Here is a 24,353-nt window from a genome sequence, read left to right on the forward strand (position 1 = left end):
CGCTTTACCCGACCGCGGAAAACCGAGGCCCAAAGAGGCCCACCGCTCCCCCATCAACCTCACTGACTGCCCCATGTACACCAAAAATTTCGTCAACCCGTGCCCCGACTGGGCCACGGCGTTACTCAACGGCTTCAGCCAAGTGCTGCTGCTGCGCAACCCCCTGTGCGGCCTGTGCTGCCTGCTGGCCATCCTGCTGACCGCGCCCAACCTGGTCGGCGGCGCACTGCTTGGCGCCCTGGCCGGCCTGCTCACCGCCCAGGCACGCGGCTATGACCGTGCCGACCGCCAGGCCGGGCTGTACTGCTACAACGGCGTGCTGATCGGCATCCTGATCAGCGCCGTGCTGCCCTGGTCGGTCATATTGCCCCCCCTGATCATCGCCGCCGGCGGCCTGTCCAGCATCATCACCCACCAGTGGCGCAAGCGCGGCGGCAAGTTGCTGGTCGCCTACACCGCGCCATTCGTGCTGCTGGGCTGGGGCACACTGCTAGTCGTCAGCCCCTCACCCAGCGGCTTCGTCGAAGCTGACCCGCTGTACGCGTTGGCCCGCGGCGTGGGCCAGATCTTCCTGCTCGACCAGCCCTTGGCCGGGTTGCTGATCATCGTCGGCATGTTCATCGCCAACCCCTATGCGGCGCTGTGGGCGGTGATCGGCTCGGCCATTGGCGGCGGGGTGGCGTTGCTCGACGACCAGGCACAGGCAGCGTGGCTGGGTTTGTATGGCTTCAATGCCGCGCTGGCGGCACTGGCGTTTAGCCGCCAGAGGGAAAAACCATGGGTGACGTTGCTAGCAATTGCCCTGGCCCTGCTGCTGCAACCGCCGTTCAAGTTGCTTCCGATACCTGGCCTGACGGCGCCCTTCGTCATCGCCTGCTGGCTGATGCACCTGAGCGGCCACTTGAAGCAGGTAGGCGAACGCTCCAACACCAAGAGTCTGCGCAGTTAGATGTCACATCACTGATTCATTCAAAAAAACTTCTAAACTTCTTACGTCCCTTGCGGATTGCCGCGCCCAGCCCAGGCATACTCAGGTCCTGCTTTGAAAAATCAGTCATCGTTGACTCACTAATTAAAATCACGTCGGAATCGTACACAACTTGACCGTTACCGCTTATTCTCGCATGAGTTGGATTAACCTTCATCAAAGTGAAACCCGCTTTGATGAACTCACTGGCGAAAGCCTCCAATGACTTCATCTCAATACCCTCAGTAGGGACAAGCACATCCCTGACGAATAGAGTTCGATCTTTGTTCACATAAAACCACCCACTTGTACTTACAGTTGGGTCTTCACGTTCAAGAGGCACACCATCAATATCTTTTGCCCTAAAGCGGCTGATCCGCCCACCTGAAGGTGCTTTAGGGTTGTAAGAAAACCCCTGAACACGATAATTCTTTTTCCGTATGGACGCGAAGATCGGGTCGAACACCGACGGATTATTGGAAAATCGGGTTTGACCATCGGGGTCGCTGAAATTGACAGGGTCACCTCCACAATACGCATAAGCGTTGATCCCACCGCTTCCAAATGGACTCAACGTATCCGGACTATTAAACCGCATTAGAACCGGACTATAAACCCGATGCCCATTACCCAGAAAATACCCGCGCATTGCACCATCCAAAAACTGGCCATTAAATGCCAATCGAGCACTACGCTCACTGCATCCCAAGTAGCCATATACTGAATAAGCCAACCTTCCGCATGCCCCTCTGGGCAACTCAAGTAAGCATCTCATTTTAACTCCTTAGCCGTAGTTCCATTAGTCCCATACTGCATCGAATGAAGGATGCAGGAAACTGGCATTTTTATTAGGTCGGCTCCGAATTTTCGCGTTGCAAGCTCCGGCGAAGACCCTCTACGCTTGCAGATCAAGGCCAAGGAATCCCCTTCACATGTCCACCCCGCAATCTTTACGCGAACGCCTCTACATCATGGTCTTCCAGACCGACACCGTAGCCGGCCGCCGCTTCGACAAGATCCTCCTGCTGATCATCCTGGCCAGCCTGGTCACCGTCATTCTCGACAGCATCGACGAAGTGCACCAAGGCTACGCCGGCCTGCTGGCCGGCATCGAGTGGGGCTTTACCGCGATCTTCCTGGCCGAATACATCACCCGCCTGTACTGCTCGCCCAAGCCGTTGCGCTATGCCTTCAGTTTCTACGGCCTGGTCGATTTACTGGCGATCGTGCCGGGGATCCTCGCGCTGTACTACAGCGACGCCCAGTACCTGCTCATCATCCGGGTCATCCGGATGCTGCGGATCTTCCGTGTACTCAAGCTCAGCCCGTACCTCAAGCAGGCCAACTACCTGATGGAGGCACTGCGCGGCAGCAAGCAGAAGATCATCGTGTTCTTGGTCAGCGTATCGACCCTGGTAACGGTGTTCGGCACGCTGATGTACGTGATCGAAGGGCCTGAGCATGGCTTTACCAGCATCCCCAAAGGCATCTACTGGGCCATCGTTACCCTGACCACCGTGGGCTTTGGCGACATCGTGCCCAAGACGCCGCTTGGGCAGGTGCTGTCGTCGCTGGTGATGATTACCGGTTACTCGATCATTGCCGTGCCGACCGGCATCTTTACCGCCGAGCTGGCCAATGCCATGCGTGGGGAGCAGCTGCAGCATGATTGCCCGACCTGCCACAAGAAGACCCACGAGCATGGGGCAGCGTTCTGTTCTCGCTGTGGGAATGGGTTGTTTCCCAAAGCGTGATAGCGCCTGCGCCAGCCTCTTCGCGGGTAAACCCGCTCCTACCAACAGGCCGGGACCGTGCGCGGTCCCCCGTAGGAGCGGGTTTACCCGCGAAGAGGCCGGCACAGGCAGAAGCATAACCAAAGCATTTTTTGTTCTTTAACCCGTATAAACCCACCCGTTATAGTCGCTGGCAATCTGCCCCAACACCCTTCAAGAACAAGGAAGCAACGTGAAAAAACTCTTCACCGCCTCGCTGCTCGCCGCAGGCCTGGCCCTGGGCAACCTCGCCCAGGCCGCCCCCACCCTGCTCAACGTTTCCTACGACGTGATGCGCGACTTCTACAAGGACTACAACCCGGCCTTCCAGAAACACTGGGAAGCCGAGCACAACGAGAAGGTCAACGTGCAGATGTCCTTCGGCGGCTCGAGCAAGCAGGCCCGTGCGGTGATCGATGGCCTGCCGGCCGATGTCATCACCATGAACATGGCCACCGACATCAACGCCCTGGCAGACAACGGCAAGCTGGTGCCCGACAACTGGGTAACCCGCCTGCCGAACAACAGCGCGCCGTTCACCTCGGCCACTGTGTTCATCGTGCGCAAGGGCAACCCGAAAGCCCTGAAAGACTGGCCCGACCTGCTCAAGGACGGTGTCCAGGTGATCGTGCCCAACCCGAAAACCTCGGGTAATGGCCGCTATACCTACCTGTCGGCCTGGGGCTACGTACTCAAGCAAGGCGGCGACGAAAGCAAAGCCCGCGACTTCGTCGGCAAGCTGTTCAAACAGGCACCCGTGCTGGACACCGGTGGCCGTGCCGCCACCACCACGTTCATGACCAACCAGATCGGTGACGTGCTGGTCACCTTCGAGAACGAAGCCGAGATGATCGCCCGCGAGTTCGGCCGCGACCAGTTCGAAGTGGTCTACCCAAGCGTATCGGCCGAAGCCGAGCCACCGGTGACGGTGGTCGACAAGGTAGTGGACAGGAAAGGCACCCAGGCCGTGGCCGAGGAATACCTGAAGTACCTGTGGTCACCCGCAGCCCAGGAGATCGCCGCCAACAACTACCTGCGCCCGCGTGATGCAACGGTACTGGCCAAGTACACCGACCGCTTCCCGAAAGTGGACTTCCTGTCGGTGGAGAAAACCTTCGGTGACTGGCGTACCGTGCAGAAGACCCACTTCAATGACGGTGGGGTGTTTGACCAGATCTATACCAACCAATAGCCATAAGGGGGCATCTGGCCTAATGCCAGTCAGTTAAGACAGACTCATTGACCTTTAGCCTGTAGGCCGCAAAATCCGATGCTTGGAAACGAGCATCGGATTTTTTATGCGCCTGTCAAAAGCCCTCTCTCTGAAACACCACATTAGAGATTAAAGCGCGGCTATTGAGCAAAACGGTCAAAGGAAAGGTCGTGAGCAGTGATTCGACGCTGGCCTGAACCTGTGCACCAGGCAACACCCCGGGGGCGGCGGCAACTACATTCAATGCCTGGTCCACGGGAAACGCGTCAACGGCAACAAAGTCCATGCGCCATTCGCCTTCGCTGCGCGTGAAACAGCCACGAAGTGCCGGATACTTCCTCACGACAAACCGCACGGCCTCACGCAGATGATGAGCACAAAGATGCTCCTGCGGTATCAGGACTTCGCCGACATAACGCTGTTCCAGATGCAAGGCCGCACGCTGATCATACAATTGCCCCAATAATAGGCGCATGCCACCCCTCCAAATTTAAAGCAGCACAAATCCAGACCCGAAACCATTCAACTGAACAGTTCCGGGCCGAGCATTATTTGACTAAATTAAGAAGAAACTTGCTGTTCGGCAGAAACTGTCGAATACCTTCGAAAGTTCACAAACACCAACAGTGCGATGACCACGAGTACCCCCACGGTGGCCATCATTACCGAGGACACCGCTTGGTCGAACGCCAATCGCGCATTCACAGCGATTTCCTGCCCCAGCGGGGCGGGCATTTGCGCGGCAGCGGCCAGCGCGCTGTCGATCCCGTCCTGCAGGCGCGCCGCGTCGGCGGCCTGCTCGGGCACGACCAGCGAGCGGCTGTACACCACCGACATCAGGCTACCCATGAAGGCGATGCCCAACCCTCCTCCCAGCTCGTAGGAAATTTCCTCGGCCGAAGCGGCCATCCCCGCTCGCTCCGGCGGCGCGCTGGCCATGATGGTGGTGGACGCCCCGGTCATACTCGCCCCTACGCAAGCACCCATGACGAACAGCAGCAGCAGTTGCAGGGCGACCGACTGGCTGAAACTGTACATGAACAGGCCAATGGCACCGGCGTAGATCAACAGTGCGAGCACCAGGAACCGATCACAACGAACCTTGGGCAGCAACCAGCCGCTTAACGGACCGGCCACGATCGCTCCCACGGAAAGGGGCAGGAAATAAAGGCCGGTCTCGAGCGGGGATAGCCCGACAACCAGTTGCAGGCGCTGGCTCAGTACCAGGTTGATGCCCATCAGGCAGCCGGCCGCGGCCAGGCTGGCGATGACCGCAGAGGAGAACGCGGGGCTGCGGAAAATCTGCAGGTCGATCAACGGAAAACCACGCTTGCGCTGCCCGCGCACGAACATCCAGCCGAAGCCCGCGCAGATGGCCAACGCCCCCAGCGCCGCCACCAGCGAGGGCTCGGGCTTGGCGAATTCCTTGATCAGGTACGCCAGGCTAATGAGCCCTACCATCGCCTGAAGGGAGCCAAGCAAGTCCCATGGCCCGGCGTTGGCCTGTTGCGTGTTCCTGATCAGCAGCAAGGACAACACCAGGGCCACCAGCACGATGGGCACGTTGATCAGAAACACGGAACCCCACCAGAAATGCTCGAGCAGCGCCCCCCCTATCAGCGGACCAATCGCTGCACCACCGGAAGCCACGGCCGTCCAGACGCCGATGGCAAAACCACGCTCACGCTCATCCTCGAAGGTCAGACTGATGATCGCCAGCGTGGCCGGCATCATGGCCGCCGCACCGACGCCCAGCGCGCCCCTAGCCAGGATTAGCAGCACGGAAGATGGCGCGAATGCAGCCAGAAGCGACGCCGCACCGAACAGCACAAGGCCGATCACGAACAATCGCTGGTGGCCGATGCGATCACCCAAGGTGCCAGCACCCAGCAACAGGCCGGCGACGACCAGAGGATACATGTTGATGATCCACAGCTTTTCGGAGGTAGATGCCCCGAGCGCATGGGTAAGTGTGGGCAAGGCGATGTAAAGGACCGTCATGTCGATCGCAACCAATAGCAAGGCGAAGGACAGGACGGCCAATACGAGCCATCGCTGGTAAGTGTTGAACATTGGCATTCTCCCTGCCTTGATCAAGCCGATCACTGATTGTCGGCGCCGCATCCAAATAGGAACTCGGATCCTAGTAGACGGCCAACTTCATTGCAAATATTAAAAATTGTCAAAACAATTAATCCCCACACAATGAATATAAATAAATCATATCCGTAAGATAAATCCTACATTAACGGATGAATAATGACGTATTTAAAATAGAACTTCATCACCTTGAGTGCTCCTCCACGCCCGCATCCGAAAAATTGGCGGACTCGCCAGCCGCTCGGCAAACACCAGCGCCGGGGCATGCAAGGACAACTCTTCGATAAGGAACTGCAGCCCGATGCCTGGGTCGTTGGCACAGGCCAGTAAGGTGCCGAACAACTGGTAACCCGCCTGCCGGACAACAGCGTGCCGTTCACCTCGGCTCCTACAAGGGATGCGCAGCCTCGCCCACGCGCTACTGCGCATCGCCATGGCCGTCACCTTCATCGAGCTGCTGGGGCGCATCTGGGGCTTCTCGGTGGTCGATTTCGCCCTGAGCAACAGCCTGGGCCAGGCGATCAGCAACTCGCTGTCGAGCATTGGCTTGATCCTGCTGGTCACCTGGCTGCTGTGGGTGGTACTCGATACGGCCATCCAGGAAGCACTCAAGCCCCCCGTCGGCCGCCGCAGCGCGCGTCAGCCGAGCACCCGGGTGCGGAGCATCCTGCCGGTGCTGCACAATGCGATCAAAGTGGTCCTGATCGTCATCTGCACCATCACCACCATGGCCAACCTGGGCACCAACGTCGCGCCGTTCCTGGCCGGTGCCGGGGTGATCGGCCTGGCCATCGGCTTCGGCTCGCAGCAGCTGGTGCACGATGTGATTACCGGGTTGTTCATCCTCATCGAGGATTCCATTTCCATCGGCGACTGGGTAGTGCTCGATTCCGGCCATACCGGTACAGTCGAAAGCCTGACGATCCGTAGCGGCTGCGCGATGGCAAAGGCTTCGTGCACTCGGTGCCGTTTGGCCAGATCAAGGCGGTTACCAACCAGTCGCGGCAGTTCGCCTATGCGTTCTTCTCGGTGCAGTTCACTTACGACAGTGATGTGGATGCGTCACTCGCGCTGATCCATGAGGTGGGCAAGTCGATCAGCGAAGACCCGCTGCTGCGCATCAACCTGCAAGGGCCGTTACAGGTATCCGGGGTGGACCGCTTTGCCCAGGTGTACCCGCTGCCGCTGCAGGCCCTGGGGGCTTGAATTCGCCTGCACCGGCCCTTTCGCGGGCTCGCCCGCGAAGCTTCCAGCAAGGGCAGCATCAAACCTGACGGAATACCAAGGCCTTCAGCCCGCCAGCCGGGTCAACGTCCGGAAACTCCGGCGGGTTTTCCAGGCGTTCGACATAAGCCAACGAAGGCGCCTGCTCTGCCATGCCTTCAATCAGAAACTCAGGCCCGATCCCCGGATCGTTGACACACGCCAGCACCGTTCCCCCCGCATTCAACAACTCAGGCAAACGCCGCAGGATCTTTGCGTAATCCTGGGTCAGCACAAAGCTGCCACGCTGGAAGGTTGGCGGGTCGATGATGATCAGGTCATAAGGCCCGTACTTGCGCACCTTGCCCCACGACTTGAACAGTTCATGCCCCAGGTACGCCACCCGTGATGCATCGTGGCCATTGAGGCGATGGTTGTCCCGGCCCCGCGACAGGGCCGATTTGGCCATGTCCAGGTTCACCACCTGCTCAGCGCCACCGGCAATCGCTGCCACGGAAAAGCCGCAGGTATAAGCGAACAGGTTCAGCACACGCTTGCCCGCCGCCTGCTCGCGCACCCAACGGCGGCCATAGCGCATGTCGAGGAACAGGCCATTGTTTTGCCGCACGCCCAAGTCCAGCAGGTAGGTCAGGCCGTCCTCGATCACTTCGCGTTGCTGGCACGGCTCACCCAGCAGCCACTGGCCCGGGCTGTCGGGCAGGTAGCGGTGCTGGATGATGACTGCCTGCCCCGTCCACTGCGGGCGCTCGGCCAAGCTGCGCAGCATGGCTTCCAGTTCGGCGAGCTGGCCTTCGGGCGGCTCACGGAACAAGGCGACCGACAGCACGCCCTGCAGCCAGTCGACGGTGACCTGCTCCAGGCCCTGCCAGCAGCGGCCGCGGCCGTGAAACAGGCGGCGGGTTTCCTGTGGGGCAGGGTCGAGGGCGGCAAGCAGGTGTTGCTCAAGGGTGTCGATGGGCGAGGTCATGGCGGATCGCAGGCTGGCAAAAAGCGGCATTCTACCTTGCGGGCCTCTTCGCGGGTAAACCCGCGCCTACAGGATGCCGCGCCGAGCGGAACCACCACCCCTGCTGCATCCCCGCCGCCGCCAGCAGGATCAACCCCACCCCTAGCCACTGCAGCGGCGCCAGGCGGTGCCCGAACGCCACCCAGTCCACCAGAATTGCCGCAATCGGGTAAATGAACGACAGCGCACCGGTCAACGCCGTGGGCAAACGCTGGATGGCGCTGTACAACAGCACATACATCAGGCCGGTGTGCACCATGCCCAGTGTCAACAAGCTGGCCAACGCCGGCACTTCAACCGGCAACCCGCCAAGCGTGACCCATGGCGCCAGCAGCAACACACCCGTGGTTACCTGAATCAACGCAATCAGGTGCGGGGGCGTGCCACTCAGGCGCTTGATGATCAAGGCCGCGATTGCATACAGAAACGCCGCCCCCAGCGCCAGGGCAATCCCCAGCAGATAGTCCTCGCCATTACTTTGCCCAGCGCCATGGGCACTGACGATGGCCAGCATGCCGAGGAACGCCACACTCAGCCAGGTCACCTTGGCCAAGGTGATCTTTTCGCCCAGAAACAGCGCCGCCAGCCCCACCAGCATGAACGGCTGCACGTTGTACACCGCCGTGCCGATGGCAATCGACGCCCGGGCGTATGAAGCGAACAACAGCAGCCAGTTGCCGACAATGGCCACCCCGCTGGCTATCGCCAGCAAAAATGCCGTGCGGCTGATCACCCCCGGGCGCAGAAAGCCAAACGCGGCGCAAATCGCCAGCAAGGTCACGGCACCGAACACGCAGCGCCAGAACACCACATCCAGCACCGGCTGGCCGGACACCAGCACGAACCAGCCAATGGTCCCGGAAATCAGCATGGCAGCGACCATTTCCAGCGAGCCACGGCGCAATGAACTGTCCATCTCAAACCTCCCGTTGATGATGGCCACAGTATGCAAAGGCGGCAGCCTGGCCATCCAGCGGATAACCAAGGCATTTTCGCCAACCTGCCTTTACTATCAAGGCAAATAACACGAATCACCTGATGAGGTGGGTATGACCGATGCCATCGACCAATTATTGATCAACGCACTGATGGAGGACTCGCGCCGCTCGCTCAAGGCGCTGGCGCAAGTCAGCGGGCTGTCCGCACCCAGCGTCAGCGAGCGCCTGCGCCGGCTGGAAGAGCGTGGCGTGCTGCGCGGCTATACCGTGGAGGTCGACCCGCGCGCCTTTGGCTACCAGTTGCAGGCGATCGTGCGCATCCGTCCGCTACCGGGGAAGCTGCAGGAGGTGGAGCGCCAGATCATTGCCATCCCTGAGTTCACCGAATGCGACAAGGTCATTGGCGAAGACTGCTTCGTCGCCCGACTGCATGTGCGCTCGATGGAGCAGCTGGACACCCTGCTCGACCTCATGAATGTGCTGGCCGAGACCAATACCGCGATCATCAAGAAGACCCCGGTCAAGCGGCGGTTGCCGCCAATGGATTGATTGGCTCCTGTGCTGGCCTCTTCGCAAGCGTGCCCGCGAAGAGGCCAGCACAGGAAAAGCTGACTATTTTTTGTACACAAAAACGTAACCATAGGTGCCATTTTTGTGTGCACTTTCTTCAGTAGCGCCCCAATTCGTTACACACTTTCCACCCGTTATTTTGACCAAATGATCAACTAATCAATCTTTCAAAAAATATAACTTGTTCATTTGGTCAACTTATATTCTCTGTATTTCATTAACTTACCTTTTAACAAGATAAGTTCGAAATGATCGCCTGTTGAAACCTGCTCTTCCCTTGGCATGGAACTCGCTTTTGTGTGTTCGTGTTTTGTATACAACTTAAACAAAACATAGATACACAAGAATCCGCGACGCCGACCCAATGTCGGCCGCCGCGCCCACAACCCTGTGATGCCAACGCTGCACCGACGAGATGGCGAGCCCGTGCGCATGCCCGCTCATCGCAGTCCATGTGCATCAGGAGCCCGCCGGAATGAGTAGCAGCCTCGACCTTGCCCCTGAACAATCCGTCGCCAGCACACACCCCGCGTCCACGCTTGCCGGCCACCAGCCGGACCTTGTTCTCAGCCCGCGCCTGCATAACCGCGACCTTGCGCCAACGCGTATGGAAGGCCGTCGCTGGGGCGGCTACAGCATCTTCGCGCTGTGGACCAACGATGTGCACAATATCGCCAACTATTCGTTCGCCATGGGCTTGTTCGCCCTCGGCCTGGGCGGCTGGCAAATTCTGTTGTCGCTGGCCATCGGCGCGGCACTGGTGTACTTCTTCATGAACCTGTCGGGTTACATGGGGCAGAAAACCGGGGTACCGTTCCCGGTCATCAGCCGCATTGCCTTCGGCATCCACGGCGCGCAGATCCCGGCGCTGATCCGTGCCGTCATCGCCATCGCCTGGTTCGGCATCCAGACCTACCTGGCATCGGTGGTGCTGCGGGTGCTGCTCACCGCCGTTTGGCCGCAAATGGCAGCCTACGACCACGACAGCATCCTCGGCCTGTCGAGCCTGGGCTGGGTTTGTTTCGTGTCGATCTGGCTGGTACAGCTGGTGATCCTGGCCTACGGCATGGAGATGGTGCGCCGTTACGAGGCCTTTGCCGGGCCTGTGATCCTGCTGACCGTCGCCGCCCTGGCGGTGTTCATGTACTTCAAGGCCGACGCGCGCATTGCCTGGTCGGTGGCTACCCCGCTGACCGGCTACGAGATGTGGCGCAACATCTTTGCCGGCGGCGCACTGTGGCTGGCGATCTACGGCACCCTGGTGCTGAACTTCTGTGACTTCGCCCGCTCCTCGCCTTGCCGCAAGACCATCCGCGTCGGCAACTTCTGGGGCCTGCCGGTGAACATCCTGGTGTTCGCCGTGATCACCGTGGTGCTGTGCGGCGCGCAATTCCAGATCAACGGCCACATCATCGACAGCCCTACGCAGATCGTCGCCGCCATACCCAGCACGCCATTCCTGGTGCTCGGCTGCCTGGCCTTCCTGATCGTCACCGTGGCGGTGAACATCATGGCCAACTTCGTCGCCCCGGCCTTCGTACTCAGCAACCTGGCGCCGCGCCACCTGAACTTCCGCCGTGCCGGGCTGATCAGTGCCACCCTGGCGGTGCTGATCCTGCCGTGGAACCTGTACAACAGCCCGCTGGTGATCGTGTACTTCCTGTCGGGCCTGGGCGCCCTGCTCGGCCCGCTGTACGGCGTGATCATGTCCGACTACTGGTTGCTGCGCAAAGGCTGCATCAACGTGCCAGAGCTGTATACCGAGCACCCGGCCGGTGCCTATCACTACAGCAAGGGCATCAACCTGCGCGCCGTTGCCGCCTTCGTGCCGGCCGCACTGCTGGCCATCGTGCTGGCCCTGGTGCCCAACTTCCAGGGTATCGCGCCGTTCTCCTGGCTGATCGGTGCCGGCATCGCCGCCGCCCTGTACCTGCTGATCGCGCCACGTAACCGCCACTACCACGACGTCAGCGGCGAGTGCATCGCCGTCGACCACAGCGGCCATTAATCAAGGAGGACTGCCCATGCGTATTCTGATCGCCAACGTCAACACCACCGAAGCCATTACCCAGGCCATTGCCGAGCAGGCCCGTGCGGTGGCCGCACCCGGTACCGAAATCGTCGGCCTCACGCCCTGGTTCGGCGCCGAATCGGTGGAGGGCAACTTCGAGAGCTACCTGGCGGCCATCGCGGTGATGGACCGGGTCCTGGCCTTTGAAGGGCCCTACGATGCCGTGATCCAGGCCGGTTATGGCGAACATGGCCGCGAAGGCCTGCAGGAACTGCTCAACGTGCCTGTGGTGGACATTACTGATGCCGCCGCCAGCACGGCAATGTACCTGGGCCACGCCTATTCCGTAGTAACCACGCTTGACCGCACCGTGCCATTGATCGAGGACCGCCTGAAGCTCTCGGGCCTGTATGACCGCTGCGCCTCGGTGCGAGCAAGCGGGCTGGCAGTGCTGGAACTGGAAGCCGACCCGCTGCGGGCCGTGGAGGCGATTGTCGAGCAGGCCGAACGCGCCGTGCGTGACGACAAGGCCGAGGTGATTTGCCTGGGTTGTGGCGGCATGGCCGGGCTGGACGAGCAGATTCGCCAACGCACCGGCGTGCCGGTGGTGGATGGTGTGAGTGCAGCGGTGACCATTGCCGAATCGCTGGTGCGCATGGGTTTGAGCACGTCCAAAGTGCGCACCTATGCGACGCCACGGGCGAAGAAAGTGGTGGGCTGGCCGATGCGCTTCGGCCGCTAGACATCCTTCGCCTGTACCGGCCTCTTCGCGGCTAAAGCCGCTCCTACCGGACCAGCGCAAGCCTGAATACCGTGGGGGCCTCGTAGGAGCGGCTTTAGCCGCGAAGAGGCCGGCCCGCTTAACGCATCATCCTGGCCAAACGCTGCGCACTGCCACAGGCCAAGGTGAACCCCAACGCCCCATGCCCCAGGTTCAGCCACAGGTTGCGGTACACCGTCCCACCTATGATCGGCACGCCGGTAGGTGTCGCTGGTCGCATCCCCGCCCACTCCACCGCCTGGCCATAATCCGCCGCCCTCGGCAGCGTCTCCAGCGCCAGCCGCCGCATGCTCTGCAAACGGCGCATGTCCACCGACTCGTCGAAGCCGACAATGTCCACCATCGCCGCTACCCGCAGCTGCTGCCCCAGGCGTGCATAGACGATTTTGCGCTCATAGTCGGTAAGGCTCACCTCCGGGGGCAGGTGCCCGGCGCTGATCGGTGCGGTCAGGCTGTAGCCCTTCAGCGGGTAAACCGGTATCTGCACCCCCGGTAATGCCAAGCCTGGGCCGCGATGCCCAGCACACAGCACCAACTGCTCCACGTCCAGCTGCTGATCGCCCAGTTGCAGTGCCACGACCTGGCCCTGGCGCTGAACCAATTGCGTCACTGGCCGGCCAAGCAGGAAACGGCACTGGCCCGACGCGCAACAGCGCCTCCAGCCGCAAGCAAAACACGTGGCAATCGCCAACCTCTTCGCCCGCCGTGAACACGCCCCCCACAAACGGTGCGCCATCCAGGGCAGGCTCCAGCGCGCGCAGCTCGGCAGCCGCCAGCACCTGCTGACTGGCCGGGTCCGTCAACTGTTCCCGGCCTTGGGCAAAGGCCCGTTCACTGCGAAAAGCCACCAGCTTGCCATTGCGCCGCCAGGCGAAATCCCCCAGGTTCTGGTGTTCGCGCCACTGCGCCAAAACGGCCTGGCTGTACAGCGCCAGCTCAAGCAAGTGCCCGGCATTACGGCGATTGACGCTACGCCTGCAAGCCAGGGTGAATGCCAGCAGCCAGCGCCACTGGGCCGGGTCCATGCGCAAGCGCAAGCGCAATGGCGACTCGCCCTGCAACAGCCAGCCCAGCGCCTGCCACGGCACCCCGGCATCAGCCAGCGGCGCCACATAGCGATAGGACAATTGGCCGCCATTGGCAAAGCTGGTGGCCGACGCCAGGCTGTCGCGGGCCTCGATCAGGTCAACCGACCGCCCTTCCCGAACCAACGCGTAAGCCGTCGCCAGGCCCACCACTCCGCCACCGACCACCGTTACCTGCTGCTTCATCGCTCATCCCTGTTCCGGCTTCCTTGCCAAACAGTACCAGCGGATCAGGTCGGGCAGCTATGCGCACCGTCATTCAGGCCCTGACGCACATTGCGGCTCAGCAGGCTGGCCTTGCCATCGTGCCAGGTCAGGGTCAGTACGTAGAGGGTATCGAAGTCTTCGCCGCTCCAGTCCTCGGTGATCACCCGCTCCTCCCCCAGGGCCTTGCCGGCCACCGTGTTGATCAGTTCCGGCAGGTAGCCGTGGGACCAGGCGGTATAGATGGTCGCATTGCGGTATTTGTCGCTCAGCAACTCATCGGCCAGTTCAGCGGTGTCGTTGGCGCCGTAGTCGATATTCACCGGTAAGCCGAGGCGGATGGCACTGGGGGTGATGGTCATCAATGGGCGGATGTAGCTGTAGCTTTCATCCCGGCTGCCTTCCTCGACATGCCGCGTGGGGTTGGCAGCAAACACATAGTCGGCCTTGCCGAAGCGCTCGGGCAGTACAGTGGCCAGGTCCAGCGCACGGTTGAGGCCCTGGCAATTCAACTGCCCGAGCCCCTCGCCCGGCTTCTCGCCATGACGCAGAAACACCAGGGTCTGGGTGCCATCCACCGGTTGCGCCCGGCTTTCGACAGCCTCCAGCGCCAGCGGCGCGGCGATGGCAGTGAGCACCAGGCTCAGCAGCAAGTGACGGCGACGGTGGAAGAATGTTGGCAACTTCATCAAGGCAGGCTCGTGTGGCAGAGAAAATCGGGTTACCCGCCACATCGCCCAACAGTTAGAGGGCGTCCTTGTAGTGAATGCCTTCCTTGGCACGAGTGAGGGTCAGAGTGCCCTGAACCCGTTTGGTTCCTCCCTGGAGGTGGATGCCGTTCCCTAGGCAAGGCCTAGATTAGGGGCTGGGTGTTGCGCAATTGTGTAAGGTGCAAGAACCTCGGGTTGCAACGTGCCCACTCAATCATCCCGCGTGAGCACTTCCAGCAGTTCAATCTCGAAGGTCAGGTCCGAATTCGGCGGGATCGCCCCCACGCTGCGTTCGCCATACCCCAGGTGCGCCGGCACCAGCAGCTTGCGCTTGCCGCCTACGCGCATGCCCATCAGGCCTTGGTCCCAGCCTTTGATTACCCTGCCGGTACCGATCACGCACTGGAACGGCTTACCGCGCGACCAGGACGAGTCGAACTCGCTGCCATCGGCCAGCCAGCCGGTGTACTGGGTGGTGATCAGGGCACCTTTGACGGCGGCTTTGCCGTCTCCCTCGACCAGGTCGATGATCTGCAGTTCTTGGCTCACGGGTACACTCCAAAACGCTGAAAAACAAAACCGCCCTTTTCTCAGGAATGCACCGGTTTGGCAAGTTCACGCAGAAATGTCCGGAGGCATTCGCCGACGGAATGCCTCCGTACAGACATGACGTTGAATCAGCTGTTCTGCTCGAACACCTCTTGGCCGGACAGCTCCTTGGTCTGATTGGCGAAGCAGTACCACGCGGGTTTCTCTTCGACGAAGATCTGCAGGTCGAAATCCCAGGCTTGGTCGCCATCGAGCAGGCCGACCGGCACGGCATGGAAGTCGTTGGCCTTGAGCCGGTAGTACAGGTGCGTACCACAGCGGCCACAGAAAGCACGCTGGGCCCAGTCGGACGAATCATAGACGCTGGGCGCACGCCCTTCGATCAGCGGAGGCTTGCTGCAGTGCACCACCAGCAGCGGGCCGCCGGTCCACTTGCGGCACATGCTGCAATGACAAGCGCTGATATGGGTATTGTCGACGGTGACCGTCAGCCGCGTGTCGCCGCACAGGCAGGTGCCGTGTTTTTCCAGGGCCATGGGTGGCTCCTCGAATGCAAAGATGGGCCAGCAATTATAGAAGCTCGCCGCGAAAGCAGCTTGCTTGCTGCTTTTGTACTCTGCGAGACAGCGCTGCCCAAAAGGGCTGGCTGTCTGCTACAGGGCATCGCACTCACGGCTAGATGTACGCAGTACCACGCAGGTACAACGCCGCCCGCCCACTGATGATTACGCGGCCATTGCCCGGCACTTCGCACTGCAACTGCCCTTTGCGTGCCCCGCCCTGCTCGCAGCTCAGCACGTTCTTGCCCAGACTCTGGGCCCATACCGGTGCCAGCGAAGTGTGCGCCGAGCCGGTTACCGGGTCTTCATTCACCCCAACCCGCGGGCCGAACCAGCGGGTGACGAAGTCAAAGCCACGCCCTGCCGCGGTCACGGCAATGCCACGGACGTCGAAGGCCGACAGCGCAACAAAGTCGGGTTTCAACGTTTCGAGCAGCATGGCGTCATCGATCACCACCACATAATCGTCGCTACGGTACACCGCCTTCGCCTGGCTCAAGCCCAGCGCCTGCAGCAGGCCCGCCGGCGTGTCCACCGCTACGGGTTGTTTGGCCGGGAAGTCCATGGCCAGCAGGCCATCAGTGCCGCGGCTGACACGCAGCTCGCCACTGCGGGTGTTGAAGCGCAGTACTTGCGCCTGCTCACCCAGTTGCTCGAACAGCACGTAAGCCGAGGCCAAGGTAGCATGGCCGCACAGGTCGACTTCCACGGTGGGGGTGAACCAACGCAGGTCGAACGTTTCGCCTTTGCGCACGAAGTAGGCTGTTTCTGACAGGTTGTTTTCTTCAGCGATGCGCTGCAGCACATCGTCCGGCAGCCAGCTGTCCAGCGGGATCACTGCGGCCGGGTTGCCACCGAACGGTTCAGTGGAAAAGGCATCGACCTGGAAGATTTCGAGTTGCATGCACACACTCCTTGTTACCTGGGCGCTGCCTGGCAGATATCTGGAAAAGGGCTACGGGCGTACCGGGGTCAAAACTGGCTCACCGGCAAAGAACGCCTGCAGGTTGCGCAGCACCAAGGCCACCGTGTCGCGCGCGGCTTCTGGCGATTGGCCAGCCACGTGGGGTGTGAGCACAGTGTTGGGCAAGGCCTTGAGTGCATCGGGCACTGCTGGCTCGTCATCGAAAACATCCAGCGCGGCGCCAGCCAGCTGGCCACGCTGCAATACGGCAATCAGGGCCTGCGTGTCGACCACGCTGGCACGGGCGATGTTCACCAGATAGCCTTCAGCGCCCAGGGCCTGAAGGACGTGGGCATCGACCAGATGCCGGGTGTTGGCGCCACCGGGGGTGGCCACCACCAGGATGTCGACGGCTTCAGCCAAGTGCCGAGGGCTGTCGTACCAGGCATAGGGCACATCCTGGCGTGGTGTGCGGCTGTGGTAGCTGACGGGCATGTCGAAGCCCAAGTGGGCCCGCTTGGCGATCGCCAGCCCCACTGCGCCGAGGCCGAGAATGCCCAGGCGTTTGCCACTCACCGAGGGGCTGATCACCCGGTTCCATTCACCGCGCCGCGTGCTGGCATCGGCACGGGGGATGTCGCGCAGCAGCGCCAGCAGCAGGGCCAGGGTGTGGTCGGCGACGGCCGCGGCATTGGCCCCGGCGCCATTGGTGACGGTTATGCCGCGGGCAGCGGCGGCGGCCAGGTCGACCTGCTCGTAGCCGGCGCCGATCACGCAGATGATCTGCAATCTGGGTAATGCGTCAATTTCGGTGGCGGATAGCCCCAGCGGCCCACGGGTGAGTACCGCATCGATTTCTTCGGCGTGGCGATGAATGGCATCGGCGCGCAGTTGCGGCGAAGGGGCACGGATCAGGTGGTAACCGGCCTGCTCCAGCATGGGCAGGTAATCGTCGACGGTTTCCACCAGTACCAGGACTGTCTTGCTCATGCCACCTCCGGGTGAATTCGAGGCGTCATTATGCGGAGTCACCGGCCGGTACAGTCAATGGAAATAACAAGGCAAAACTGTACTGTGCTGCTGTTGCTGTTGCTGTTGCTGTTGCTGTTGCTGTTGCTGTTGATCTTGATCTTGATCTTGATCTTGATCTTGATCTTGATCTTGATCTTCGCGACTTCAGGAGGCCGAACGTAGGCCTTGCGGAGGGAGGTGACGGGCATGGATGCCCGTCAAGCGCTGGGCCCCAGGATGGGGCCTGCAGCGCGGTCCTCCCGGGAGCGAGGCCGGAGTGAGGGGACCCCGGAGCGCAGCGCAGGGGCCGGATGATGGGAGCGCATGTACGGGTCACCCACATGGGTTACACAAAAGTTCACTCACATAGGTGACAACACCTGGAGTGTTACATAACCATCAGTGGCATCCCGCACATCGACTCTACCAAGGATGATGGGACCGAAAATAACATCCCAAATGCCATCTCCGACTTGCTCCAGCCCAATGGTCTGGTGCTTGAGCACGTAACCTACGTAGATCCTCAGGCCACGGCGGTTAATGATGCCGCAGCTATCCGCCGGTAAACTCTCGACATGGCTGGGGTAGGTCATCTCAGGAAGTTTTTCAGGGAATGGGCGTGGTGAGGGCTGGTAGCAAGACGCCGGTGTTTTCTGTTTCAGTGCTTCATGCAAGCGCTCGTAATTGTAGTGTTGTCGAAAGCGATCAAAATGCCGCTGTTGAGCTTCCCAGGCCACTGCCGGCGGTGATGGCAGCGTGCTTTTGAGTGTCCGATGCATGCGTTCGTGGCGGCCATTTTGCTCAGGCCTTCCAGGTGCAATGCGCTCAGGAATGATGCCTAGACGCAGCCACCAGATGGACAGCTGAGAAAGTCCTGCACGTCCTTTACTGGCAAACGGCACACCGTTATCGGTACGAATACGCTCAGGCAGGCCATTTTCCCGAAACACCTGGGTGAAAACGGCCTGCGTTTCCAGAAGGTTGGTATTAGGCATGCTGTGGCAGGCGAGCAGGAAGCGGCTGGCGTGATCCATGATCGTTAGTGGATAGCACCAGACGCCTGCGCCTGTCAGAAATTGGCCCTTGTAGTCAGCACTGAACAGCTGGTTAGGCGACTCTGCCTTCTCCAGTGGCTTGGGGTAGACCGCTACACGCTGACGTAAACGGCGTGGGTTGACCAACTCGGCCTTCTTGAGGATGTTGTAAATCGCTGTCTTAGAAGGCGGCGCCTGATCAGGGAAGCGCTCCTGCAGCGCAGCCTGGATCTTTTTCGGACCAGGTTCCGTTTCGCCTCGACTGCGCAGTTCGATGATGGCTTCGCGAACTGCAGCGGGGACGACCCAGTTCTGCGTCAACCGGCGGCGGCTGCGTTCTTCCAGCCCCGAAGGCCCCTCTTTCTCATATCGCTCGACCCATTTGTAGCCGGTCTTACGGCTGATCTCGTAGGCCTGGCACAGGGCGCTGAAGCTGGGCGGCCCTTGCAGGTAATCCGCGATGAAAAGCATTTTCAGGTCCATAGGTTTCAGCTCTCGCCAAGGCATGGTCAGATCCTCGAAAACCGACCTTGCCAGTTAAAGACTGTTACCTATGTGCGTGAACTGATTTGTAACCTATGTGGGTGAGTCATACCCGCAGCGTTTTTTGGTTACTTTTTGTCGCGTTTGACAAAAAGTGACTCGCCGTAAGGGCGAAAAGGTGAGTCAGCGTCGCCATCGCAAACGGACGGTTCGCTGAGTCAAAACAGACGAGTTCGCTTCTTGCTTCTTGGATGTGGGCATCCACATCGCGTAGGTATTCATTCGCGCAGGTGGCGCATAGTCACCTTTCCGCCCTTACGGCGGGTCACTTTTTGTCAAACGCGACAAAAAGTAACCAAAAAACGCTGGCTCCTATCATCCGGCCCCTGCGCTACGCTCCGGGGTTCCCTCGCTACGGTCTTGCTCCCGGGAGTACGCGCTGCAGGCCCCATCCATGGGGCCTCAGCGCTTGACGGGCATCCATGCCCGTCACCTCCCTTCGCAAGCCCTGCGCTCGGCCTCCTGAAGTCGCAATCTGCGTCGCCTGATCTATCGCGCGCTTACAAGCAAAATCAAAATCAAGAGCAGAAACAGAAGCAGAAGCAGAAGCAGAAGCGAATACAGAAATAGCGTTACTGTGCGAACGCCCGCCCTAACCCACCGGGTACACCACTGCTGTCAGTTTCCTGCCAAGGCCCATTCGGGCTCAACGACCAGCTCCAGCCGTTATCAAACCGATAGTAGGTACGCTGCCGGTAGAAGGTATTGGGCTGCTTCTCCAACACATATACACCCAGCTTGGGATCCCAGTGACTTGCCCCGCCAGGCGGTGGCGCAAAGCTGGCCGAGGTGCGCGGCATGGGCTTGGGTATCGCCGCCGGCTTGCTCGGCGAAGTGGCAGGCTGCCTGCCCGGCAAGGGCTTGACCACCGGCCCCGACGGCGGCACACGCTCGATCGGTGGCGCGGGCTGCTCGTACGGCTCATGCACCGTACACGCAGACAAACCCAGGGCCAAGGTAATCAGGGTCAGGCGGACGGTGCTGTGCATGGCATTGCTCTCTTACTGGTCTGGAGTGTCGATGGTCAGGCGCTGGGTAGCCTGGGTGGCGCTAGACAACGGCGCCCCCTGGCCAATCCACTCACCCTGGGTAGGCTGACCCGCGCGTGAAACACGTGCAACCAGTTGGACTTCGGCATACTGCGACAGTTTCATCTGCGGCATCATCGCATCAGCATCAGACAACTCCACCTCGATCGGCAACTGCGCCACGGTCACCCGCTTGGCCGCCAGCGGCATCGGCGGGCCATTGCTGGCGCGAGCGAAGATAAACACCGTGTCGTCCGGCTGGACCTTGTCCTTCAAGGCAGCCGCCAGTTCCACCCGCACTTTCAGGCGAGCCGCCACAGGTGCAGGCTCGGTAGCCTGCACTGGCGCGCCACCCAGGCGCTCGGCGGCACGGTCGATCCCCCCCTGCAACGCCGCTCGCGATGCATCACCTTCTGGCAACTGCGCCAGCAAGCGCTTCCAGTAGTCGATGGCTTCCTGATAGCGCTCGCCTTCAAACGCGGCAATACCGCGCAGGCCCAGGCTGGTCACCTCGTTGGGGTCCGCCTTCAGCGCTTCGTCAGTCAGCGCCTGCAATTGCGGGCTCCACTGCTTGTTGGCGGCAAAGTACTGGGCCTGGGCCCACTGCCCCAGCAGCTCGGGCTGGCGGCCAGCCAGGGCCACGGCCCGTTCGAACGTACGCGCGGCGTCGGCCGGGCGCTGCTCGGCCATGTAGGCCCGGCCAAGGAAATACATGGCCTCGGCCGAATCCGGCTGGGCCTGCACCACGCGTTCAAGGCGCGTGGTCATTTCTTCCATCGACTTGGGAGCCTCGGCAAACTCCTGGGTCAGCGCCACCTTGTCGGCCGCCCCAAAATGCAGGTACAGCCCCAGCGCCATCAGCGGTACCAGTACCGCAGCCAGCAGCGGCAGGGCCTTGCCCAAATGCCCCTGGCGCGGGGCCTCGGCGCCTTCGGTATCGGCCAGCAGCTCGCGGGCAGCCTCGTCCCGGCCCTTGGCCATCTGCGCCTCATCGAGCACACCGGCGGCTTGTTGGGCCGCCAGCTCGGCGACACGTTCCTGGTAAAGGGCCACGTTCAAGGCCGTGCGGTCTTCTTCCTGCTGGCGACGGCGGCCACGCAGGATCGGGAGCAGCAAAAAGCTGAGGGCAGCGAGCAGCAGAAGGCCCGCGCTAAGCCAGAATTCAATCATGGGTCTGTTCTTTTTCCAGCAGTTTGGCGAGACGCTCGCGTTCTTCGGCAGACAACTCATCGGCGCCCTGCACGGCCGTAGCACGGCGCCGGCGTACGATCACCGCCAGCACCACGAAGCCACCGGCCAGCAAGATCCCCGGGCCAAACCACAGCAGCCAGGTACGCCCGCTGAGCGCTGGCTTGTAGCGCACGAAGTCGCCATAGCGGTCGACCATGAAGTCGATGATCTGCTGGTTGCTCTGGCCTTCGCCAAGCATGCGGAAGATTTCTCGGCGCAGGTCGGCAGCAATCGGCGCGTTGGAGTCGGCAATATCCTGGTTCTGGCACTTGGGGCAGCGCAGTTCCTTGGTCAACTGTTGGTAACGCTCGCGCTCTGCCTCGTCGCGAAACTGGTAGGTGTCGATAGCCGCCTTGGCCACACCGGCCAGGCTCATGCCCAGCACCGCAGCTGCCAGCCAACGCCTCATGGCTTGGCCTCATCAATCAGGCCCTGGTACAACGGCGCCAGCTGTTCACGCCAGACCGTGGCATCGACGATGCCGACGTGCTTGTAGCGGATGATGCCCTTGGCATCGATCAGGAAGGTTTCCGGCGCCCCATACACCCCAAGGTCCAGGCCCAGGCTGCCCTGTTCGTCACGAATATCCAGCTGATAGGGGTTGTGGAACTCGGCCAACCACTTCTGCGCGGCGGCGTTGTCATCCTTGTAGTTGACCCCATGGATCACCACCCCCTGCTGTGCCAGCTGGTTCAGGTACGGGTGCTCGACCTTGCACGACGGGCACCAGGTGGCCCACACGTTGACCAGTGCCGGGCGCCCCTGCAAGTCGGCCTGAGTCAGGGTGCGGTCCCCCTGTGTCGACGCCAGGGAAAACACCGGGAACGGTTTGCCGATCATTGCCGAAGGCAGCTCGTCGGGCTTGAGGAAAAGCCCCTTGTAGAGGAAGACCGCCACCAGCAGGAACACTGCAAGGGGCACTACCATGATCCAACGCTTCATGCAGCTGCTCCAGACACGCCCAGGACATCACGCACCCGGGTCTTGACCTTGACGCGGTAGCGCCGGTCGAGGGCCGCCAGCAACCCGCCCAGGCCGGTCAGCAGACCGCCCAGCCAGATCCAGCGGACGTAAGGCTTAATATGTACGCGCACAGCCCAGGCGCCATTCTCCAGTGGCTCGCCAAGCGCGACGTACAGGTCGCGGGTAAAGCCGGCGTCGATGCCCGCTTCGGTCATCATCGACTGTTGCACGGTGTACAGGCGCTTCTCCGGGTACAGTGTGGTCACTTCACGGCCATCGCGGCTGACCACGATGGTGCCCTTGTCAGAGATGAAGTTCGGCCCCTCGAAGTGCTTGGCGCCCTGGAACAGGAAGTGATAGCCACCCAGCTCCACGCTTTCGCCCGGCGCCATGCGCAGGTCGCGCTCGGCGCTGTTGTTGCTGGACAGCACCACGCCCAGCGCACACACCGCCAGGCCCAGGTGCGCCAGTTGCATGCCCCAGTAGCTGCGGCCCAGGCCCGGCAGGCCTTTGACCAGGCCCTTGTGGCGGGTCTTGTCGAAAATGTCACGCAGCCCGCCAAGCACTACCCAGGCGGCCAGAGCGAAGGCCGTCAGCGTCGGCCAGTCGAAGTCGTCGACGATAAAGCCGGCAACCGGGGCAAGGATGGCACTGCCGATCAATACCGGGGTCATCATGCTGACCAGCCATTTGCCCGGGGTGTCCTTCCAGCGCACCACCACGCCCACGCTCAGCACCACCATCAGCAGCGCCATCAGTGGCAGGAACAAGGCGTCGAAATAGGGCGGGCCGACCGACAGCTTGGCCCCGGTCAGGGCATCGAGCACCAATGGGTACAGGGTACCGAGCAGAATCATCGAAGCCGCGACCACCAGCACCAGGTTGTTGGCCAGCAGCAGCGTTTCACGCGACCACAGGGCGAAACCGACCTGGCTCTTGACCACCGGTGCGCGCAGGGCGAACAGGGTGAGCGACCCGCCGACCACGAACAGCAGGAAAAACAGGATGAAAATACCCCGCGACGGGTCGGCGGCAAACGCGTGCACCGAGGTCAGCACCCCGGAACGCACCAGGAAGGTACCCAGCAGGCTCAGCGAGAATGCGGCAATTGCCAGCAGCACCGTCCAGCTCTTGAATACCCCGCGTTTCTCGGTCACCGCCAGCGAGTGGATCAGTGCGGTGCCCACCAGCCAAGGCATGAACGAGGCGTTTTCCACCGGGTCCCAGAACCACCAGCCACCCCAGCCCAGTTCGTAGTAGGCCCACCACGACCCCAAGGTGATGCCAACACCCAGGAAAGCCCAGGCGACGATGGTCCACGGCCGCGACCAGCGCGCCCAGGCAGCGTCCAGCCGGCCGCCGAGCAAGGCGGCAATGGCGAACGCGAAGGCCACCGAGAAGCCCACATAGCCCATGTAGAGCATGGGTGGGTGAACGATCAGGCCAAAGTCCTGCAGCAGCGGGTTGAGGTCACGGCCATCAGTCGGCACCTGCGGCAGCAGGCGCTGGAACGGGTTGGAAGTAATGATCAGGAAGCTCAGGAAGCCCACGCTGATCATGCCCATTACCGCCAGCACGCGGGCCAGCATCACCTGCGGCAACTGCCGGGAGAACACCGACACGGCAAAGGTCCAGCCGCCGAGGATCAGCGCCCAAAGCAGCAACGAACCCTCATGGGCGCCCCACACCGCACTGAACTTGTAGTACCAGGGCAAGGCGCTGTTGGAGTTGCTGGCCACATAGGCGACCGAGAAATTGTCTGTCATGAAGGCATGGGTCAGGCAGGCAAAGGCAAACGCCAGGAAGGCGAACTGCCCCCACGCTGCCGGCCGCGCCAGGCTCATCCACAGGCTGTCGCCACGCCACGCGCCAAGCAACGGCACACTGGCCTGCACGACGGCAAAGCAGATGGCCAGAATCATCGCCAACTGGCCCAGTTCGGGGACCACC

At 61.4% G+C, this 24,353-nt stretch carries 23 protein-coding genes and 3 pseudogenes; 7 read left to right on the forward strand and 19 right to left on the reverse strand.

Annotated elements, in window-relative coordinates:
- Positions 1 to 73: 73 nt before the first annotated feature.
- Complete coding sequence (locus tag AA098_RS19580) at positions 74 to 949, forward strand: urea transporter (RefSeq protein ID WP_064614936.1); 876 nt, start codon at positions 74 to 76, stop codon at positions 947 to 949.
- 16 nt (positions 950 to 965) lie between these two features.
- On the opposite strand, the gene AA098_RS30250 is transcribed toward AA098_RS19580, so the two are convergent.
- Positions 966 to 1,742 (reverse strand): RHS repeat-associated core domain-containing protein, encoded by a 777-nt coding sequence (locus AA098_RS30250; RefSeq protein ID WP_080637285.1) that lies wholly within the window; start codon positions 1,740 to 1,742, stop codon positions 966 to 968.
- 157 nt (positions 1,743 to 1,899) lie between these two features.
- Here AA098_RS30250 and AA098_RS19590 point away from each other — a divergent pair, with 157 nt between their 5' ends.
- Positions 1,900 to 2,721, forward strand: a complete 822-nt coding sequence (locus AA098_RS19590; protein ID WP_054889637.1) for an ion transporter — start codon at positions 1,900 to 1,902, stop codon at positions 2,719 to 2,721.
- Positions 2,722 to 2,932: 211 nt separating this feature from the next.
- Positions 2,933 to 3,931, forward strand: a complete 999-nt coding sequence (locus tag AA098_RS19595; protein ID WP_004577102.1) for a sulfate ABC transporter substrate-binding protein — start codon at positions 2,933 to 2,935, stop codon at positions 3,929 to 3,931.
- Between the two features lie 115 nt (positions 3,932 to 4,046).
- On the opposite strand, the gene AA098_RS19600 is transcribed toward AA098_RS19595, so the two are convergent.
- The 3 genes and pseudogenes from AA098_RS19600 to AA098_RS29900 form a co-directional block, all read right to left on the reverse strand.
- The gene (locus AA098_RS19600; protein WP_054889636.1) at positions 4,047 to 4,427 is read right to left on the reverse strand and encodes a hypothetical protein; all 381 of its coding nucleotides are present in this window, start codon (positions 4,425 to 4,427) and stop codon (positions 4,047 to 4,049) included.
- A gap of 86 nt (positions 4,428 to 4,513) precedes the next feature.
- The gene (locus AA098_RS19605) at positions 4,514 to 6,025 is read right to left on the reverse strand and encodes an MFS transporter (protein ID WP_054889635.1); all 1,512 of its coding nucleotides are present in this window, start codon (positions 6,023 to 6,025) and stop codon (positions 4,514 to 4,516) included.
- Positions 6,026 to 6,220: 195 nt separating this feature from the next.
- A pseudogene (locus tag AA098_RS29900) lies at positions 6,221 to 6,388 on the reverse strand (class I SAM-dependent methyltransferase); the annotation flags it as partial.
- A gap of 67 nt (positions 6,389 to 6,455) precedes the next feature.
- Here AA098_RS29900 and AA098_RS19615 point away from each other — a divergent pair.
- Positions 6,456 to 7,258 (forward strand): annotated as a pseudogene (locus AA098_RS19615) (mechanosensitive ion channel family protein); the annotation flags it as partial.
- Positions 7,259 to 7,316: 58 nt separating this feature from the next.
- Here the strand turns inward: AA098_RS19615 and AA098_RS19625 are convergent.
- Entirely contained in the window at positions 7,317 to 8,243 is a 927-nt protein-coding gene (locus AA098_RS19625; RefSeq protein ID WP_371914692.1) for a class I SAM-dependent methyltransferase, read from the reverse strand.
- 31 nt (positions 8,244 to 8,274) lie between these two features.
- On the reverse strand, positions 8,275 to 9,198 hold the full coding sequence (locus AA098_RS19630) for a DMT family transporter (protein ID WP_010955046.1): 924 nt from the start codon (positions 9,196 to 9,198) through the stop codon (positions 8,275 to 8,277).
- 133 nt (positions 9,199 to 9,331) lie between these two features.
- On the opposite strand from AA098_RS19630, the gene AA098_RS19635 reads away from it, so the two are divergent.
- The 3 genes from AA098_RS19635 (at position 9,332) to AA098_RS19645 (ending at position 12,543) form a co-directional block, all read left to right on the forward strand.
- Positions 9,332 to 9,769, forward strand: coding sequence for an Lrp/AsnC family transcriptional regulator (locus AA098_RS19635; RefSeq protein WP_003254357.1), 438 nt, complete (start codon positions 9,332 to 9,334; stop codon positions 9,767 to 9,769).
- Positions 9,770 to 10,265: 496 nt separating this feature from the next.
- Positions 10,266 to 11,798, forward strand: a complete 1,533-nt coding sequence (locus AA098_RS19640; protein WP_003254358.1) for an NCS1 family nucleobase:cation symporter-1 — start codon at positions 10,266 to 10,268, stop codon at positions 11,796 to 11,798.
- A 16-nt stretch (positions 11,799 to 11,814) separates the two neighbouring features.
- A complete protein-coding gene (locus AA098_RS19645; RefSeq protein WP_003254359.1) occupies positions 11,815 to 12,543 on the forward strand; it encodes an aspartate/glutamate racemase family protein in 729 nt (242 codons plus the stop codon).
- A 118-nt stretch (positions 12,544 to 12,661) separates the two neighbouring features.
- On the opposite strand, the pseudogene AA098_RS19650 reads toward AA098_RS19645, so the two are convergent.
- The 13 genes and pseudogenes from AA098_RS19650 to AA098_RS19710 form a co-directional block, all read right to left on the reverse strand.
- Positions 12,662 to 13,853, reverse strand: a pseudogene (locus AA098_RS19650) (D-amino acid dehydrogenase).
- A gap of 44 nt (positions 13,854 to 13,897) precedes the next feature.
- Positions 13,898 to 14,560 (reverse strand): hypothetical protein, encoded by a 663-nt coding sequence (locus AA098_RS19655; RefSeq protein WP_003254363.1) that lies wholly within the window; start codon positions 14,558 to 14,560, stop codon positions 13,898 to 13,900.
- Between the two features lie 231 nt (positions 14,561 to 14,791).
- Entirely contained in the window at positions 14,792 to 15,130 is a 339-nt protein-coding gene (locus AA098_RS19660; protein ID WP_003254365.1) for an FKBP-type peptidyl-prolyl cis-trans isomerase, read from the reverse strand.
- A gap of 128 nt (positions 15,131 to 15,258) precedes the next feature.
- Positions 15,259 to 15,666: a GFA family protein gene (locus tag AA098_RS19665; RefSeq protein ID WP_004577113.1), complete on the reverse strand. Its 408-nt coding sequence runs from the start codon at positions 15,664 to 15,666 to the stop codon at positions 15,259 to 15,261.
- A 139-nt stretch (positions 15,667 to 15,805) separates the two neighbouring features.
- Positions 15,806 to 16,594, reverse strand: a complete 789-nt coding sequence (locus tag AA098_RS19670) for a PhzF family phenazine biosynthesis protein (protein WP_064614938.1) — start codon at positions 16,592 to 16,594, stop codon at positions 15,806 to 15,808.
- A gap of 51 nt (positions 16,595 to 16,645) precedes the next feature.
- A complete protein-coding gene (locus AA098_RS19675) occupies positions 16,646 to 17,584 on the reverse strand; it encodes a 2-hydroxyacid dehydrogenase (RefSeq protein ID WP_014860681.1) in 939 nt (312 codons plus the stop codon).
- A gap of 38 nt (positions 17,585 to 17,622) precedes the next feature.
- Positions 17,623 to 17,814: a hypothetical protein gene (locus AA098_RS29290; RefSeq protein ID WP_064614939.1), complete on the reverse strand. Its 192-nt coding sequence runs from the start codon at positions 17,812 to 17,814 to the stop codon at positions 17,623 to 17,625.
- Positions 17,815 to 17,967: 153 nt separating this feature from the next.
- Entirely contained in the window at positions 17,968 to 19,146 is a 1,179-nt protein-coding gene (locus AA098_RS19685; RefSeq protein ID WP_064614054.1) for an integrase core domain-containing protein, read from the reverse strand.
- Between the two features lie 608 nt (positions 19,147 to 19,754).
- Positions 19,755 to 20,171, reverse strand: coding sequence for a hypothetical protein (locus AA098_RS19690; RefSeq protein ID WP_003254373.1), 417 nt, complete (start codon positions 20,169 to 20,171; stop codon positions 19,755 to 19,757).
- 12 nt (positions 20,172 to 20,183) lie between these two features.
- Positions 20,184 to 21,380 carry a c-type cytochrome biogenesis protein CcmI gene (gene ccmI / locus AA098_RS19695; RefSeq protein WP_003254375.1) on the reverse strand — a complete coding sequence of 399 codons (1,197 nt, stop codon included), beginning with the start codon at positions 21,378 to 21,380 and terminating at the stop codon, positions 20,184 to 20,186.
- Entirely contained in the window at positions 21,373 to 21,849 is a 477-nt protein-coding gene (locus AA098_RS19700) for a cytochrome c-type biogenesis protein (protein WP_003254376.1), read from the reverse strand. The genes ccmI and AA098_RS19700 overlap by 8 nt, the downstream gene beginning before the upstream one ends.
- Positions 21,846 to 22,382, reverse strand: coding sequence for a DsbE family thiol:disulfide interchange protein (locus tag AA098_RS19705; RefSeq protein WP_003254377.1), 537 nt, complete (start codon positions 22,380 to 22,382; stop codon positions 21,846 to 21,848). Before AA098_RS19705 ends, AA098_RS19700 begins: the two co-directional genes overlap by 4 nt.
- Positions 22,379 to 24,352, reverse strand: coding sequence for a heme lyase CcmF/NrfE family subunit (locus AA098_RS19710; protein ID WP_004577459.1), 1,974 nt, complete (start codon positions 24,350 to 24,352; stop codon positions 22,379 to 22,381). The genes AA098_RS19705 and AA098_RS19710 overlap by 4 nt, the downstream gene beginning before the upstream one ends.
- Position 24,353: the final 1 nt, after the last annotated feature.

Source organism: Pseudomonas sp. JY-Q (assembly GCF_001655295.1).
Lineage (GTDB): Bacteria > Pseudomonadota > Gammaproteobacteria > Pseudomonadales > Pseudomonadaceae > Aquipseudomonas > Aquipseudomonas alloputida.